The following is a 16,193-nucleotide window of genomic DNA, read 5'->3' as shown; positions in this document are numbered from 1 at the left end:
GGCCCGACGACGGTCGTCACCTGGGATTCTCCTGTCGCTGAGATCACTTCTGCGGCGTGTGGCGTGGCGCAGCACTACACCGGCAGCGTAACCGGTCCCCTCTCGATCACTGCGGGGGCATGGCCCCCTCGGGCCACTACAGCCGGTTTTGCCCGGCTGTTCGGGTCGCCCGGCCCCGGAGGGCGGCCCTCGCCGGTGCCCGGTCCCGGCCTCGGAACGCCGGCCGGCGCCTCCCGGCGGCATCTGCCACCGCTCTCCCGCCTTCCCCGGCACGGCGCTGCGCATGCGTGGTCACCGGTGCGCCCCGGAGCCGCGGGGAGGCCCGACGCCGGACGGGCGGGCACACTGGGCCACCCGGATGACCGGAGGGCGGCAGCGGGCGTCCTGGTGCGCCCTGGCAGGCACGTACGCGGGGGCGGCCGCACCCGGAACGACGGCGGGCCGGGTCAGGAGTCCTGACCCGGCCCGCCGCGCGGAGAACGCCGATCAGCGCCCGTGCGCCGCCGTCACCGCCCGGGCCAGTCGCGGTGATGCCCACTCCGTGCCGCACACGAAGCGCAGCACCGGCCCGAAGGTGGCCGCCGCGGGCAGCCCCGTGAAGTAGAGCCCCGGCACCGAGGAGCCGAAGTCGGCGCCCAGCCGCGGGGACCCGCCCGTGCGGGCCAGCGCGGCACGCAGCTCAGGGGCGAGGAAGTCGAGGGCGTCCAGGTCCACGCGGTAGCCGGTGGCGGCGATGACGTGGTCGGCCGCGAACTCGGCGGCGCGTCCGCCGGGCGCCGCGGTGGACAGCACGACCTTGCCCTCGCCGTCCAGGCGGGCGCTGCGCAGCGCGTGCCCCTCGCTGACCGCGACCTTCCCCTCGAAGCGCTCGCGCAGCCACCACGCCCCGAGCGGCCCCAGTACGCGCCGCACCAGGTACAGCCGCAGCGACGCGGGCAGCGGGCGGAAGTACTGGGCGTGGTACGAGAAGGCGTACAGCGACCAGGCCCGCCCGAAGGGCGACTCGGGCCGCAGCCGCGGCTGGCGGTCCGGCGGGTCGCCGAAGCCGACCGCGCGCCGTCCGCGGGCCAGCAGGCGCACGGTCGCACCCGCCTCCGCCAGCAGGGCCGCGCTCTCCAGCGCGGACTGGCCGGCGCCGACGACGGTCACCTCACGTCCGGCGAACCGGGCGAGGTCGGTGTGCTGGGAGCTGTGCGAGACCGGCCCGGTGGCCGAGGGCCCGTCCGGCGCCAGGCCGCGCAGCAGGTCGGGGGTGTGGGCGAAGCCGAGCAGACCGCTGGCGACGACGACGGCCCGCGCCTGGAACTGCTCCCCGGAGTCCAGCTTGAGGTCGAAGCCGCCGCCGGGCCGCCGGTCGACGGAGACCACGCGCACCTGCTCCAGGTCCGGGACCAGCTGCTGCTGGAACCACTGCCCGTACCGGACGAAGGTCTCGGAGGGAATCAGGTCCCAGTCGGTGACCAGCGGCCGCTCCCCCATCTCCCGGCCGAAGTCGGCCAGGGTGAACCCCTTGCGGCCGGTGGAGATGTTGGAGGCGGGCGGCGTGGACTTGAGGACCATGCCGGCCGGCATGTTCTCCCGCCAGCTGACCATCGGATCACCGAAGGTGCGTACGGGCACACCGCGTTCACGCAGGTGGGAGGCGATGGACAGGCCGTACGGCCCGGCTCCGATCACGGCTACGGGCGTCGTCATGAGGGGTCCTTTCGCAGCGCGGTTCGACGTCGTGACCGGTACATCTGGATCAGGTGCCGCGCGCCCGGGCGGACGAAGCGGGCGAGCATGGTGACGAAGGGCTTGAGGTCGTCGGAGGCCAGCCATGCCAGCTCCGTGCCGCTGGCGCGGGCGGGTGCGTGGGGTGTGGTGTAGCCGCTGCGCCGGTAGGCGAGCAGCGCGGGCAGGTCGATGTTCTCCACGACGAAGCGGCGGCCCTCCAGCTGGCCGGCGCGCGGGATCTCGCGGCCGGTGAGGTCCAGGTGCTGGGCCCGGACGACATCGATCCCGGCCGCGGACTCGAAGAGCCGGAACTGGGCGCCCATGCGCGGGTTGAAGTCGAGCAGTTTGTAGCGGCCGTCGCGGCGGTCGTAGCGCCAGTCCAGGTCGGCGATCCCCTGGAAGCCGACGCTCTTGCAGAACTGGGCCGCCAGCGCGGCGAGTTCGGGGTTGGCGACGACATAGGCGCAGGCGGTCATCCCCGCGTGCGGTGGCCAGGAACGGACCTTGACCCCGGTGAACAGCACCGGTTCGCCCGCGCCGAAGTACGCGTGCACGATCCAGTCCTCGGCCTCCTCGCGCGGCAGGTACTCCTGGAGGATGACGCCGGGCTTCGGCCCCCAGCCGCGGGCCAGTTCCAGCAGCTGCCGCGGGCCCTCGATCCGGGTCGTGCCGGGTACGGCGGGTGCTCGCCGCCGTACGAAGGCCTCCCGGTTCTTGGCGACGACGGGGAAGCGCGCGGTGGCCGCGAACTTCTCCACGTCCTCGTAGGAGTCCGGGAAGGACGCCTGCGGCGACGGCACGCCGTACTGGACGCAGAGTTCGTGCAGCCCCTGCTTGCTCGCCAGCCGGCGCGACAGCCGCGGGTCCTCGGTGCGCGGGAACAGGAAGAACTCGGCGAGTTCGTCGGCGTGCTCGGCGATGAGCACGGCCGCCTCCTCGTCGGTCGGTAACAGCACCGTCGGGCGCCCGATCCGGCGGCCGATGCGGCGTAAGCCCTCCACCAGCCGTTCCGCGGGCTCCAGTCCGGTGGTCGGCCAGACGAATCGGTCGCGCAGGTACCGCGAGGCGGCGGCAGGAGTCCGCCGGTCCTCGGTGATGGCGTACATGGGGACGCCGAGCCTCCCCAGACTCCGGATCGCTCCCACCCCGCCGTGGTGCAGCGGATAGTTGCCGATTTTCACGATCAATCCGGGCACGGCAGGATCGATCGCGAACGCGGACCTCACCACGTAATCCCCCCAATGATCACGGTTTCATCGGCCCACCCCGACCGTGACCTGAAAGGAAGCTAAGCCCGAATTGACCGCGTCGGCAAGACTTTTCCGGACATTGCGAACTCTTTAGGCAACGCCCGGCGGTCCGCTCGGCGCCGCTCCGCCGCAGGTCACAGGGGTGCCGCGCGGACCGGCCCGGAGGGGCGCGCGGAGGCCCGCCGCGCTCCCGGCGGTGCCCGGGGCCCCGCGGACGCCGAAGCGCCCCGGAGCCTGCCGGGCTCCGGGGCGCTTCGGGACGGTACGGGACCGTACGGGGGTCAGCGGATGAAGGTGCCCGCCTGGTTGGCCAGATCCAGGAAGTACTGGGGTGCCACACCCAGGACCACCGTGACGGCGACGCCGATGGCGATCGCGGTCGACGTGAGCGGCGAGGGCACCGCGACCGAGGGGCCGTCCGCCTTGGGCTCGCTGAAGAACATCAGCACGATCACGCGGATGTAGAAGAAGGCCGCGATCGCCGACGACAGGACACCCACGATCACCAGCGGCACCGCGCCGCCCTGCGCGGCGGCCTTGAAGACCGCGAACTTCCCCGCGAATCCCGAGGTCAGCGGGATGCCCGCGAAGGCCAGCAGGAAGACCGCGAAGACCGCGGCGACCAGCGGGGAGCGCCGCCCCAGGCCCGCCCAGCGCGACAGGTGCGTGGCCTCGCCGCCCGCGTCGCGCACCAGCGTGACGACCGCGAAGGCGCCCAGCGTGACGAACGAGTAGGCCGCCAGGTAGAAGAGCACCGACGAGACGCCCTCCTGCGAGGTGGAGATGACGCCGGCGAGGATGAAGCCGGCGTGGGCGATGGAGGAGTACGCCAGCAGGCGCTTCACGTCCGTCTGGGTGACGGCCACGATCGCGCCGACCAGCATCGTGAGGATCGCGACGCCCCACAGCACCGGCCGCCAGTCCCAGCGCAGTTCGGGCAGGACGACGTACAGCAGCCGCAGGAGCGCGCCGAAGGCGGCGACCTTGGTGGCCGCCGCCATGAAGCCGGTGACCGGGGTCGGGGCGCCCTCGTAGACGTCCGGCGTCCACATGTGGAAGGGCACGGCACCGACCTTGAACAGCAGGCCCATGCCGACGAGCGCGGAGCCGATCAGCAGCAGCGCGTCGTTGCCGGAGGAGCCGGCGAGCGCCGGGGTGAGCTTGGCGGTGCCGTCCACGACCGAGGCGATGCCGGAGTACGAGACGGTGCCCGCGTAGCCGTACAGCAGGGCGATGCCGAACAGCAGGAAGGCGGAGGAGAAGGCGCCCAGCAGGAAGTACTTGACCGCGGCCTCCTGCGACATCAGGCGCCGGCGCCGCGCCAGGGCGCAGAGCAGGTACAGCGGCAGGGAGAAGACCTCCAGCGCCACGAAGAGCGTCAGCAGGTCGTTGGCGGCCGGGAAGACCAGCATGCCGCCGACGGCGAACAGCAGCAGCGGGAAGACCTCGGTGGTGGTGAAGCCCGCCCGGACGGCGTCCTTCTCCTGGTCGCTGCCGGGTACGGCGGAGCCCTGCGCGGCGAAGGAGTCCACGTGCCGGCCGTGCGCCTTGGGGTCGAGGCGGCGCTCGGCGAAGGTGAACACCCCGACCAGGCCCACGAGCAGGATGGTGCCCTGGAGGAAGAGCGCGGGACCGTCGACGGCGACGGCGCCCATGGCGGCGATGTGCGCCTTCGTGGTCGCGTAGCCGCCCGCCGCGAGGGCCACGACCGCGGCGAAGGCGGCGGCCATGCCGATGACGGCGAGCCCGACCTGGGCGGTGTAGCGCGCCCGGCGGGGCAGGAAGGCCTCGACGACGATGCCGAGCACGGCGGCGCCGAAGACGATCAGCACCGGCGCCAGCTGGGCGTACTCGATCTTCGGCGCGGTGATCTTGTCGGCGGCGAGCGGGGCCGCCGTTGTCCACAGGCTGTGGACAGCAACTGTGCTGCTCACTTGGAGGCCTCCAGCGCCGGCTTGGGGTCGGTCTTGTGCACGTCGGACAGCGTCTGCTGGACCGCCGGGTTGACGATGTCGGTCACCGGCTTGGGGTAGACGCCCAGGAAGACCAGCAGCAGGATCAGCGGGGCCACGACGGCGATCTCGCGGACCTTGAGGTCGGGCATGCCCTCGACCTCGGCCTTCACCGGGCCGGTCATCGTGCGCTGGTAGAGCACCAGGACGTACAGCGCGGCCAGCACGATGCCGACGGTGGCGATGATGCCGAGCGCCGGGTAGCGGCTGAACGTGCCCACCAGGACGAGGAATTCGCTGACGAAGGGCGCGAGCCCCGGCAGCGAGAGGGTGGCCAGACCGCCGATCAGGAAGGTGCCGGCCAGGACCGGGGCCACCTTCTGCACCCCGCCGTAGGCGGAGATGAGCCGGGAGCCGCGGCGCGAGATGAGGAAGCCCGCGACCAGCATCAGCGCGGCGGTGGAGATGCCGTGGTTGACCATGTAGAGCGTCGACCCGCTCTGGCCCTGGGTGGTCATCGCGAAGATGCCGAGGACGATGAAGCCGAAGTGCGAGATCGACGCGTAGGCGACCAGCCGCTTGATGTCCCGCTGGCCGATGGCGAGCAGGGCACCGTAGATGATGCTGATCACCGCCAGCACCAGGATCACCGGCGTCGCCCACCTGCTGGCCTCCGGGAAGAGCTGGAGGCAGAAGCGGAGCATCGCGAAGGTGCCGACCTTGTCGACGACCGCGGTGATGAGCACGGCGACCGGCGCCGTGGACTCCCCCATCGCGTTGGGCAGCCAGGTGTGCAGCGGCCACAGCGGGGCCTTGACGGCGAAGGCGAAGAAGAAGCCGAGGAACAGGGCGCGTTCGGCGGTCGCCGACATGTCCAGCTTGCCCGCCGCCCGCGCGTTGAGGATCTCCTGGAGGGAGAAGGTGCCCTGGCCGAGCTGGTCGGCGGTGACCGCGTACAGCCCGATGACGGCGGCGAGCATGATGAGTCCGCCGACCAGGTTGTAGAGCAGGAACTTCACGGCCGCGTACGAGCGCTGGCGGGCCGCCTCCTCCTCGCCGTGCTCGTGGGCACGGTCCCCGAAGCCGCCGATGAGGAAGTACATCGGGATGAGCATGGCCTCGAAGAAGATGTAGAAGAGGAAGACGTCGGTGGCCTCGAAGGAGATGATCACCATCGCCTCGACCAGCAGGATCAGCGCGAAGAAGCCCTGCGTCGGCCGCCAGCGGCGGTTGGGGTTCTTCTCCTCCAGCGGGTCGGCGTCGTGCCAGCCGGCCGCGATGACGAACGGGATGAGCAGCGCGGTGAGCCCGATGAGCGCGACCGCGATGCCGTCGACGCCCAGTTCGTAGCGGACGCCGAAGCTGGCGATCCAGGGGTGCGACTCGGTCAGCTGGTAGCGCGCGCCGCCCGGCTCGAACCGGGCGACAACGAGCGCGGCGAGCACGAACGTGGCCAGGGACACGCCCAGCGCGAGCCACTTCGCGGCCCCTCGCCGGGCCGCCGGGACGGCGGCCGTGGCGATCGCCCCGAGCGCCGGGAGCCCGGCGGTCACGGTGAGCAGGGGGAAGGACATCAGACAACACCCCTCATGAGCGGGAGCCGCTGGGCGGCCGGGAGGACGGGTACGGCTGCCGTGCCGGGCCGGTGGAGCCGCATCACGCCACCCCCCGCATCAGCAGCGTCGCCGCCACCAGCACCGCGGTGCCGGCCAGCATCGACACGGCGTAGCTGCGCACATAGCCGTTCTGGAGACGGCGCATCCGGCCGGAGAGGCCGCCGACGGCGGCCGCCGTGCCGTTCACGACGCCGTCCACACCCTTGTGGTCGACGTAGACCAGGCCGCGGGTGAGGTACTCGCCGGGCAGGACCAGGGCGACATGGTTGAAGTCGTCCTGGAGCAGGTCGCGCCGGGCGGCGCGGGTGAGCAGGTTGCCGCGCGGGGCGACGGCCGGGACCGGGCGGCGCCCGTACACGGCCCAGGCGAGGGCGACGCCGAGCACCATGACCGCCATCGTGGCGCCGGTGACCGCGCCCGCGCCGATCGGCGGGTGGCCCTCCTCGTGACCGGTGACGGGTTCCAGCCACTTCACGAAGGACTCGTTCCAGCTGAACAGCCCGCCGGCGAAGACCGAGCCGAAGGCCAGGACGATCATGGGGATGGTCATCGACTTCGGCGACTCGTGCGGGTGCGGCTCGTGGCCGTCCGCGTCGGGCTGCCAGCGCTTCTCGCCGAAGAAGGTCATCAGCATCACGCGGGTCATGTAGAACGCGGTGATCGCCGCGCCCAGCAGGGCCGCGCCGCCGAGGATCCAGCCCTCGGTGCCGCCCTTGGCGAAGGCGGCCTCGATGATCTTGTCCTTGGAGAAGAAGCCGGACAGTCCCGGGAAGCCGATGATGGCGAGGTAGCCGAGGCCGAAGGTGACGAAGGTGATCGGCATGTACTTCCGCAGGGCGCCGTACTTGCGCATGTCCACCTCGTCGTTCATGCCGTGCATGACCGATCCGGCGCCGAGGAAGAGCCCCGCCTTGAAGAAGCCGTGGGTGACCAGGTGCATGATCGCGAAGACGTAGCCGATCGGGCCGAGGCCCGCGGCCAGCACCATGTAGCCGATCTGCGACATCGTCGAGCCGGCCAGCGCCTTCTTGATGTCGTCCTTCGCGCAACCGACGATCGCACCGAAGAGCAGCGTGACCGCGCCGACCGTGACCACGGCCACCTGGGCGGTGGGCGCGGCGTCGAAGATCACGCCGGAGCGGGTGATCAGGTAGACGCCCGCGGTCACCATGGTCGCCGCGTGGATCAGGGCCGAGACCGGGGTCGGGCCCTCCATCGCGTCGCCGAGCCAGGACTGGAGCGGGACCTGGGCCGACTTGCCGCAGGCGGCGAGCAGCAGCATCAGGCCGATGCCGGTGAGGATGCCCTGGCCCGCCTTGTCCACCTGGCCGAAGAGCGGCTCGAAGGAGAAGGTGCCGAAGGTGGTGAACATCAGCATGATCGCGATGGACAGGCCGACGTCACCGACGCGGTTGACGATGAACGCCTTCTTGGCCGCCGTCGCCGCGCTGGGCTTGTGCTGCCAGAAGCCGATCAGCAGGTACGAGGCCAGGCCCACGCCCTCCCAGCCGACGTACAGCAGCAGGTAGTTGTCGGCGAGGACCAGCAGGAGCATCGCCGCGAGGAAGAGGTTGAGGTAGCCGAAGAAGCGGCGGCGCCGCTCGTCGTGCTCCATGTAGCCGATCGAGTAGATGTGGATCAGCGTGCCCACACCCGTGATCAGCAGCGCGAAGGTCATCGACAGCTGGTCGAGCTGGAAGGCGACGTCGGCGTGGAAGCCGCCGACCGAGATCCAGGTGAAGGCGGTCGAGTGCAGCGCGCGCTGCTCGCCGCTGCGGCCGAGCATGTCGAAGAAGAGCACCGCCGCGACGGCGAAGGAGCCGGCCGCGAGCACGGTGCCGATCCAGTGGCCCGTACGGTCCAGCCTCCGGCCGGCGGTGAGCAGCACACCGGCGCCCAGCAGCGGCAGGAGGACGAGCCATCCGATCAAGTAGTCCACTGTCGCTACCCCTTAGAGCTTCATCAGGCTGGCGTCGTCGACCGAGGCCGAGTGGCGGGAGCGGAAGATCGTCACGATGATCGCGAGTCCCACGACCACCTCCGCGGCGGCGACGACCATCGTGAAGAAGGCGATGATCTGGCCGTCGAGGTTGCCGTGCATACGGGAGAAGGTGACAAACGCCAGGTTGGAGGCGTTCAGCATCAGCTCGATGCACATGAAGACGATGATCGCGTTGCGCCGGATCAGCACCCCGGCCGCGCCGATGGTGAACAGCAGCGCCGCCAGGTACAGGTAGTTGACCGGGTTCACTTCGACGCCTCCTCAGTGCGCTGCTCCAGCTCGGCGACCTTGGCGACCGCCTCGGCGGAGATGTCGCGGTACTGGCCGCGGGCGCGCAGCGTCGGGCTGACGCTGAGCTCCGAGACCGTGCCGTCCGGCAGCAGGCCGGGGACGTCGACCGCGTTGTTGCGGGCGTAGACGCCCGGCGCGGGGAGCGGGGGGAGCTGCTTGCCCTCGCGCACCCGCTGCTCGGCCAGTTCGCGCTGGGTGGCGCGGGCCTCGGTGCGCTCGCGGTGGGTGAGGACCATCGCGCCGACGGCCGCGGTGATCAGCAGCGCGCCGGTGATCTCGAAGGCCCACACGTACTTGGTGAAGATCAGCGAGGCCAGTCCCTCGACGTTGCCGCCGGCGTTGGCCTGGCCGAGCCCGGTGAACTGCTTGAGCGAGGCGCTCGCGATGCCCGCGATCAGCAGGACGCCGAAGCCGATACCGGCCGCGGCGGCGAGCCAGCGCTGCCCCTTCAGCGTCTCCTTGAGCGAGTCGGCGGCGGTGATGCCGACCAGCATGACGACGAAGAGGAAGAGCATCATGATCGCGCCGGTGTAGACGACGATCTGGACGACGCCGAGGAAGTAGGCGCCCTGGGCCAGATAGAAGACCGCCAGGACGATCATCGTCCCGGCGAGCGACAGTGCGCTGTGCACGGCCTTCTTCATCAGCACGGTCGCCAGTGCGCCGAGCACCGCGACAGTGCCCAGCACCCAGAACTGGACCGCCTCCCCGGTGGAGGTGGTGTACGCCGCCGCGGTGGTCAGCGTGCTCAGCCCGTTCATGCCTCGCCTCCGGTTCCGGCGGGAGTGGTACCGCCCGTCGCGGGAACGTCCACGGCCGGCTCGCCCTGGACCGTCTCGTCGGGCTTCTCGCCCTTGGAGACCGCGACCTGCCGGACGGTGCCGGGGGCCGCGTGCGTGACCGCGCCGCGGTAGTAGTCGCCCTCGTCCATGCCGGGGAAGATCGAGTGCGGTGCCTCGACCATGCCCTCGTCCAGGCCGGCGAGCAGCTGCTCCTTGGTGAAGATCAGCGACTCGCGGCTGCTGTCGGCGAGTTCGTACTCGTTGGTCATCGTCAGCGCCCGTGTCGGGCAGGCCTCGATGCACAGCCCGCACAGGATGCAGCGGGCGTAGTTGATCTGGTAGACGCGGCCGTAGCGCTCGCCCGGCGAGTAGCGCTCCTCGTCGGTGTTGTCGGCGCCCTCCACGTAGATCGCGTCGGCCGGACAGGCCCATGCGCACAGCTCGCAGCCGACGCACTTCTCCAGCCCGTCCGGGTGCCGGTTGAGCTGGTGGCGGCCGTGGAACCGCGGCGCGGTCGGCTTCTTCTCCTCGGGGTACTGCTCGGTCAGCCGCTTCTTGAACATGGCCTTGAAGGTCACGCCGAAGCCCGCGACCGGGCCCAGGAACTCAGGCATCGTCGGCCTCCTTGCCTACGAGTTGACGCTCCGCACGGGACGGCCGCCGCGGGACGGGCGGCAGCTCCTGGCCGGGCAGCGGCGGCACGGGGTACCCGCTCGCCATGGGGTCGAACTGCTCGGGCGGCCCCGCCGCGGCGGCCGCCTCCTTCTCCTTCTCGCCGCGGTCCCGCAGGACGTCGAAGGCGAGGGAGACCAGGAGCAGCAGGACGACGGCTCCGCCGACGTAGAGCACGATCGACTGGAAGTCGTAGTTCGCGTTGCGCAGTGCCCGGACGGTGGCGACGAGCATCAGCCACACCACGGAGACCGGGATGAGCACCTTCCAGCCCAGCTTCATCAGCTGGTCGTAGCGCACGCGGGGCAGCGTGCCGCGCAGCCAGATGAAGAGGAAGAGCAGCAACTGGACCTTGACCACGAACCACAGCAGCGGCCACCAGCCGTGGTTGGCGCCCTCCCAGAAGGTGCTGATCGGCCACGGGGCCCGCCAGCCGCCCAGGAAGAGCGTGGTCGCGACCGCCGAGACGGTCACCATGTTCACGTACTCGGCGAGCATGAAGAGCGCGAACTTGATCGAGGAGTACTCGGTGTTGAAGCCGCCGACCAGGTCGCCCTCGGACTCGGGCATGTCGAAGGGGGCCCGGTTGGTCTCGCCGATCATCGTGCCGATGTAGATGATGAAGGAGACCGGCAGCAGCACGATGTACCAGCGGTCGTGCTGCTGGGCGACGATCTGCGAGGTCGACATCGAGCCGGAGTAGAGGAACACCGAGGCGAAGGCGACGCCCATCGCGATCTCGTACGAGATCATCTGCGCGCAGGAGCGCAGGCCTCCGAGCAGCGGGTACGTCGAACCGGACGACCAGCCGGCCAGCACGATGCCGTAGATGCCGACGGACGCGGTGGCCAGGATGAACAGGATGCCGATCGGCAGGTCGGTGAGCTGCATCGGCGTGCGGGTGCCGAAGATCGAGACCTCGTTGTCGGCAGGCCCGAAGGGGATCACCGCGATCGCCATGAAGGCCGGGATGGCCGCGACGATCGGGGCCAGCACGTAGACGACCGCGTCGGCCTTCTTGACGATCAGGTCTTCCTTGAGCATCAGCTTCACGCCGTCGGCGAGCGACTGGAGCATGCCCCAGGGGCCGTGCCGGTTGGGGCCGATGCGCAGCTGCATCCAGGCGACGACCTTGCGCTCCCACACGATGGAGAACAGCACGGTCAGCATCAGGAACGCGAAGCAGAAGACCGCCTTGATCGCGATCAGCCACCACGGGTCCCGCCCGAACATGGACAGGTCCTCGACGGACAGGGTCGTCACTGGGCCACCTCCTTCGTGGGCGCGGCCACCGTGACGACCTGGCCGGGCAGGGCGCCGGTGTCCGAGGCGAGACCGCCGCCCACGGAGTTCAGCGGCAGCCACACGACGCGGTCGGGCATCTCGGTCACCTGGAGCGGGAGCCGTACGGCGCCCGCGGGGCCGGAGATCTCGGCCTCGGCGCCGTCGGTGAGGCCGATCTCCTCCGCCGTGGCCGCCGACAGGCGGGCGACCGCCGGGTGGCGGGTGCCGGCGAGGGCGTCGTCGCCCTGCTGGAGCAGGCCCTGGTCGAGCAGCAGCCGGTGGCCGGCGAGAACGGCCTCGCCGACGCCCGGCTTGGGGATCGGGCGGCCGGTCTCGCGCGGCGCGGCGGCCCGCGGACCGTCCACCGGGGCGAGCCGGGTGAGTTCCGCGCGCGCCGCCTTCACATCGGCGAGGCCGAGGGGGACGTCGAGCGCGTCGGCCAGCATCGTCAGCACCCGGGCGTCCGGGAACTGGTGGCGCTGGACCTGCTGGGCGGGCTTGATCGCGGTCTCGAACGGGCGTGCCCTGCCTTCCCAGTTGAGGAAGGTGCCGGCCTTCTCGGCGACCGCGGCCACCGGCAGGACGACGTCCGCCCGCCCGGTGACCTCGCTCGGCCGCTGCTCCAGGCTGACCACGAAGCCGACCGCGTCCAGGGCCGCGCGGGCCATGGCCGGGTCGGGCAGGTCGGCGACCTCCACGCCGCCCACGAGCAGCGCGCCGAGTTCGCCGGCCGCCGCCGCCTCCAGGATCGCGGTGGTGTCGCGGCCGAAGCGGGACGGGAGCGTGGCCACGCCCCAGACCGAGGCGACCTCGTCGCGGGCGCGGGGGTCCGCGACCGGGCGGCCGCCGGGCAGCAGCCCCGGCAGGGCGCCGGCCTCGACCGCGCCGCGCTCACCGGCCCGGCGCGGGATCCACGCCAGGCGGGCGCCGGTGGCACCGGCCAGCCGGAGCACCGCGGTCAGCGCGCCGGGCACGGCCGCCAGCCGCTCGCCGACCAGGACGACCGCGCCCTCGGCGCGCAGCGCCTCGTGCGCCGCGCGGCCGTTGGCGTCCAGGCCGACGCCGCCGGCGAGCGCGTCCAGCCACTCGGTCTCGGTGCCGGGCGCGGCGGGCAGCAGCGTGCCGCCGGCCTTGCCCAGTCCGCGGGTGGCGAAGGGCGCGAGCGCGAAGGTCTTCTGCCCGTGCTTGCGCCAGGCCTTGCGCAGCCGCAGGAAGACGCCGGGCGCCTCCTCCTCGGCCTCCAGCCCGGCCAGCAGCACCGCGGGGGCGCTCTCCAGCAGGCGGTAGGTGACGCCGTCGCCCGACAGGTCCCGTCCGCGGCCCGCCACGGCGGCGGCCAGGAAGTCGGCCTCCTCGGCGGAGTGCGCGCGGGCCCGGAAGTCGACGTCGTTGGTGTCCAGGGCGACGCGGGCGAACTTGGCGTACGCGTACGCGTCCTCGACGGTGAGCCGGCCGCCGGGCAGTACGCCGGTGCGGCCGCCGGCCGCGGCGAGCCCGCGGGCCGCCGCCTCCAGCGCCTCGGGCCAGCTCGCCGGCTCCAGTTCACCGCTGTCGGCGTTGCGCACCAGCGGCGTGGTCAGCCGCTCGGGGCGCTGCGCGTAGCGGAAGCCGAAGCGGCCCTTGTCGCAGATCCACTCCTCATTGACCTCGGGGTCGTCCTGCGCGAGCCGCCGCATGACCTTGCCGCGCCGGTGGTCGGTGCGGGTGGCGCAGCCCCCGGCGCAGTGCTCGCACACGCTCGGCGAGGACACCAGGTCGAAGGGGCGGGAGCGGAAGCGGTAGGCCGCCGAGGTCAGCGCGCCGACCGGGCAGATCTGGATGGTGTTGCCGGAGAAGTACGACTGGAAGGGGTCGCCCTCCCCCGTGCCGACCTGCTCCAGCGCCCCGCGCTCCAGCAGTTCGATCATCGGGTCGCCCGCGACCTGCTCGGAGAAGCGGGTGCAGCGCGCGCACAGCACGCACCGCTCGCGGTCCAGCAGGATCTGGGTGGAGATCGGCATGGGCTTGGCGTAGGTCCGCTTGCGTCCCTCGAAGCGGGTGTCGGCCTGGCCGGCGGACATCGCCTGGTTCTGCAGCGGGCACTCGCCGCCCTTGTCGCAGACGGGGCAGTCCAGCGGGTGGTTGATGAGCAGCAGCTCCATCACCCCGCGCTGGGCCTTCTCCGCGACACCGGAGGTGAGCTGGGTCCGCACGACCATTCCGTCGGTGCAGGTGATCGTGCAGGACGCCATGGGCTTGCGCTGGCCCTCGACCTCGACGATGCACTGCCGGCAGGCGCCGACCGGGTCCAGGAGCGGGTGGTCGCAGAAGCGCGGGATCTCGATCCCGATCAGTTCGGCGGCCCGGATCACCAGCGTGCCCTTGGGCACGGACAGTTCGACGCCGTCGATGGTGACGGACACCAGGTCCTCGGGCGGCACCGCTGCCTCTCCGGAAGCGGCGTTCGTGGTGACGGTCACGCGTTCACCTCCAGGTGAGACTTGTCGGCCCAGACCGTGGACCTGGACGGGTCGAAGGGGCAGCCGCGGCCCTCCAGGTGCTCCACGTACTCGTCGCGGAAGTACTTGAGGGAGGAGAAGATCGGGCTGGCCGCTCCGTCGCCGAGGGCGCAGAAGGACTTGCCGTTGATGTTGTCCGCGATGTCGGCGAGCTTGTCGAGGTCCGCCAGGCTCCCCTTGCCCGCCTCGATGTCCCGCAGCAACTGGACGAGCCAGTACGTGCCCTCGCGGCAGGGGGTGCACTTGCCGCAGGACTCGTGGGCGTAGAACTCGGTCCAGCGGGTGACGGCGCGCACCACGCAGGTGGTCTCGTCGAAGCACTGCAGCGCCTTGGTGCCGAGCATCGAGCCGGCGGCGCCGACGCCCTCGTAGTCCAGCGGGACGTCGAGGTGCTCGTCGGTGAACATCGGGGTCGAAGAGCCGCCCGGCGTCCAGAACTTGAGCTTGTGGCCCGGGCGCATGCCGCCGCTGAGGCTGAGCAGCTGGCGCAGGGTCACCCCGAGCGGGGCCTCGTACTGGCCGGGGTTGGCGACGTGGCCGCTGAGCGAGTACAGCGTGAAGCCCGGGGACTTCTCGCTGCCCATGGAGCGGAACCACTCCTTGCCCTTGTGCAGGATCGCCGGCACCGAGGCGATGGACTCCACGTTGTTGACCACCGTCGGGCAGGCGTACAGGCCCTCGACCGCCGGGAAGGGCGGCCGCAGCCGGGGCTGGCCGCGCCGGCCCTCCAGCGAGTCGAGCAGCGCCGTCTCCTCGCCGCAGATGTACGCGCCGGCTCCGGCGTGCACGGTCAGCTCCAGGTCGAAGCCGCTGCCGAGGATGTTCTTGCCGAGGTAGCCCGCCTCGTACGCCTCGGCGACCGCGTGGTGCAGCCGCCGCAGCACGGGGACGACCTCGCCGCGCAGGTAGATGAAGGCGTGGTTGGAGCGGATCGCGTGGCAGGCGATCACCATGCCCTCGATCAGCGAGTGCGGGTTGGCGAAGAGCAGCGGGATGTCCTTGCAGGTGCCCGGCTCCGACTCGTCGGCGTTGACGACGAGGTAGTGCGGCTTGCCGTCGCCCTGCGGGATGAACTGCCACTTCATCCCGGTGGGGAAGCCGGCGCCGCCGCGGCCGCGCAGACCCGCGTCCTTGACGAAGGCGATCACGTCGTCCGGGGGCATCGCGAGCGCCTTGCGCAGGCCCTCGTAGCCCTCGTGCCGGCGGTACGTGCCGAGTGTCCAGGACTGCGGGTCGTCCCAGAAGGCCGACAGAACGGGTGCGAGCACCTTCTCCGCCGAGTCAACCATCGTCACTGCTCCCCCTCGCCTTCGTTCGTGCGCTGCTCGGTGACGGGCCCGGCGGGGTGGTCCGGGTCGGAGACCGCGGACTCCTGCGGGGCGTCGTGGGAGCTGGTGTGCGCCGGCGGCACCTCGTCGCGCGGCGGGGCGGAGGTCTGCCGCGGCACGCCGCCGCCGGACCCCGGCAGGGCCTCGCCGCGGGAGAGCCGCAGCCCGGCCAGCGAGGCCGGGCCGGCGCCGCCGCTCGCCTCGACTGCGCCGGGGCGCTCGTCGGGGAACCCGGCGAGGATCCGGGACGTCTCCTTGTACGTGCACAACGGAGCGCCCCGGGTGGGCTCGACGGTCCGGCCGGCCCTCAGGTCGTCGACGAGCCGCTTGGCCGACTGCGGGTCCTGGTTGTCGAAGAACTCCCAGTTGACCATCACTACGGGGGCGAAGTCGCAGGCCGCGTTGCACTCGATGTGCTCCAGCGTGACCTTGCCGTCCTCGGTGGTGCCGCCGTTCTCGACGCCGAGGTGCTCCTTGAGCTCCTCGAAGATCGCGTCCCCGCCGAGCACCGCGCACAGGGTGTTGGTGCAGACCCCGACCTGGTACTCGCCGGACGGCGCCCGGCGGTACATGGTGTAGAAGGTCGACACCGCCGTCACCTCGGCCGTGGTCAGCCCGAGCATCTCGGCGCAGAAGCGGACCCCGGTACGGGAGACATGGCTCTCCTCCGCCTGCACCAGGTGCAGCAGCGGAAGCAGGGCGCTGCGGCTGCTGGGGTAGCGCGCGATGATCTCGCGCGCGTCCGTCTCCAGGCGCTGCCGTACGTCGGCCGGGTAGTCCGGCGCGGGCATCGCGGGGATGC

At 71.6% G+C, this 16,193-nt stretch carries 12 protein-coding genes; all 12 read right to left on the bottom strand.

Annotated features, from left to right (window positions below; genetic code table 11):
• Positions 1-486: 486 nt before the first annotated feature.
• Complete coding sequence (locus tag ACIP64_RS37080; RefSeq protein ID WP_401595997.1) at positions 487-1,695, bottom strand: NAD(P)-binding domain-containing protein; 1,209 nt, start codon at positions 1,693-1,695, stop codon at positions 487-489.
• Complete coding sequence (locus tag ACIP64_RS37075; protein ID WP_401595995.1) at positions 1,692-2,897, bottom strand: ATP-grasp domain-containing protein; 1,206 nt, start codon at positions 2,895-2,897, stop codon at positions 1,692-1,694. Before ACIP64_RS37075 ends, ACIP64_RS37080 begins: the two co-directional genes overlap by 4 nt.
• 350 nt (positions 2,898-3,247) lie before the next feature.
• Complete coding sequence (gene nuoN / locus ACIP64_RS37070; RefSeq protein WP_401595993.1) at positions 3,248-4,900, bottom strand: NADH-quinone oxidoreductase subunit NuoN; 1,653 nt, start codon at positions 4,898-4,900, stop codon at positions 3,248-3,250.
• A complete protein-coding gene (locus ACIP64_RS37065; RefSeq protein WP_401595991.1) occupies positions 4,897-6,492 on the bottom strand; it encodes an NADH-quinone oxidoreductase subunit M in 1,596 nt (531 codons plus the stop codon). The genes nuoN and ACIP64_RS37065 overlap by 4 nt, the downstream gene beginning before the upstream one ends.
• 82 nt (positions 6,493-6,574) lie before the next feature.
• On the bottom strand, positions 6,575-8,473 hold the full coding sequence (nuoL, locus tag ACIP64_RS37060; RefSeq protein WP_401595989.1) for an NADH-quinone oxidoreductase subunit L: 1,899 nt from the start codon (positions 8,471-8,473) through the stop codon (positions 6,575-6,577).
• Positions 8,474-8,485: 12 nt separating this feature from the next.
• On the bottom strand, positions 8,486-8,785 hold the full coding sequence (gene nuoK, locus ACIP64_RS37055; protein WP_319658407.1) for an NADH-quinone oxidoreductase subunit NuoK: 300 nt from the start codon (positions 8,783-8,785) through the stop codon (positions 8,486-8,488).
• Complete coding sequence (locus ACIP64_RS37050; RefSeq protein WP_401595987.1) at positions 8,782-9,588, bottom strand: NADH-quinone oxidoreductase subunit J; 807 nt, start codon at positions 9,586-9,588, stop codon at positions 8,782-8,784. Before ACIP64_RS37050 ends, nuoK begins: the two co-directional genes overlap by 4 nt.
• The gene (nuoI, locus tag ACIP64_RS37045; RefSeq protein WP_401595984.1) at positions 9,585-10,223 is read right to left on the bottom strand and encodes an NADH-quinone oxidoreductase subunit NuoI; all 639 of its coding nucleotides are present in this window, start codon (positions 10,221-10,223) and stop codon (positions 9,585-9,587) included. Before nuoI ends, ACIP64_RS37050 begins: the two co-directional genes overlap by 4 nt.
• A complete protein-coding gene (gene nuoH, locus ACIP64_RS37040; RefSeq protein ID WP_401596069.1) occupies positions 10,216-11,514 on the bottom strand; it encodes an NADH-quinone oxidoreductase subunit NuoH in 1,299 nt (432 codons plus the stop codon). Before nuoH ends, nuoI begins: the two co-directional genes overlap by 8 nt.
• 26 nt (positions 11,515-11,540) lie before the next feature.
• Positions 11,541-14,024: an NADH-quinone oxidoreductase subunit G gene (locus ACIP64_RS37035; RefSeq protein ID WP_401595981.1), complete on the bottom strand. Its 2,484-nt coding sequence runs from the start codon at positions 14,022-14,024 to the stop codon at positions 11,541-11,543.
• The gene (gene nuoF / locus ACIP64_RS37030) at positions 14,021-15,352 is read right to left on the bottom strand and encodes an NADH-quinone oxidoreductase subunit NuoF (protein WP_360902979.1); all 1,332 of its coding nucleotides are present in this window, start codon (positions 15,350-15,352) and stop codon (positions 14,021-14,023) included. Before nuoF ends, ACIP64_RS37035 begins: the two co-directional genes overlap by 4 nt.
• A 2-nt stretch (positions 15,353-15,354) precedes the next feature.
• A complete protein-coding gene (nuoE, locus tag ACIP64_RS37025; RefSeq protein WP_401596067.1) occupies positions 15,355-16,182 on the bottom strand; it encodes an NADH-quinone oxidoreductase subunit NuoE in 828 nt (275 codons plus the stop codon).
• Positions 16,183-16,193: the final 11 nt, after the last annotated feature.

Origin of the sequence: Streptomyces sp. NPDC088733 (genome assembly GCF_044751185.1) — a bacterium.
Classification (GTDB): domain Bacteria; phylum Actinomycetota; class Actinomycetes; order Streptomycetales; family Streptomycetaceae; genus Actinacidiphila.
This window is presented reverse-complemented; position numbering and strand designations above follow the sequence as displayed.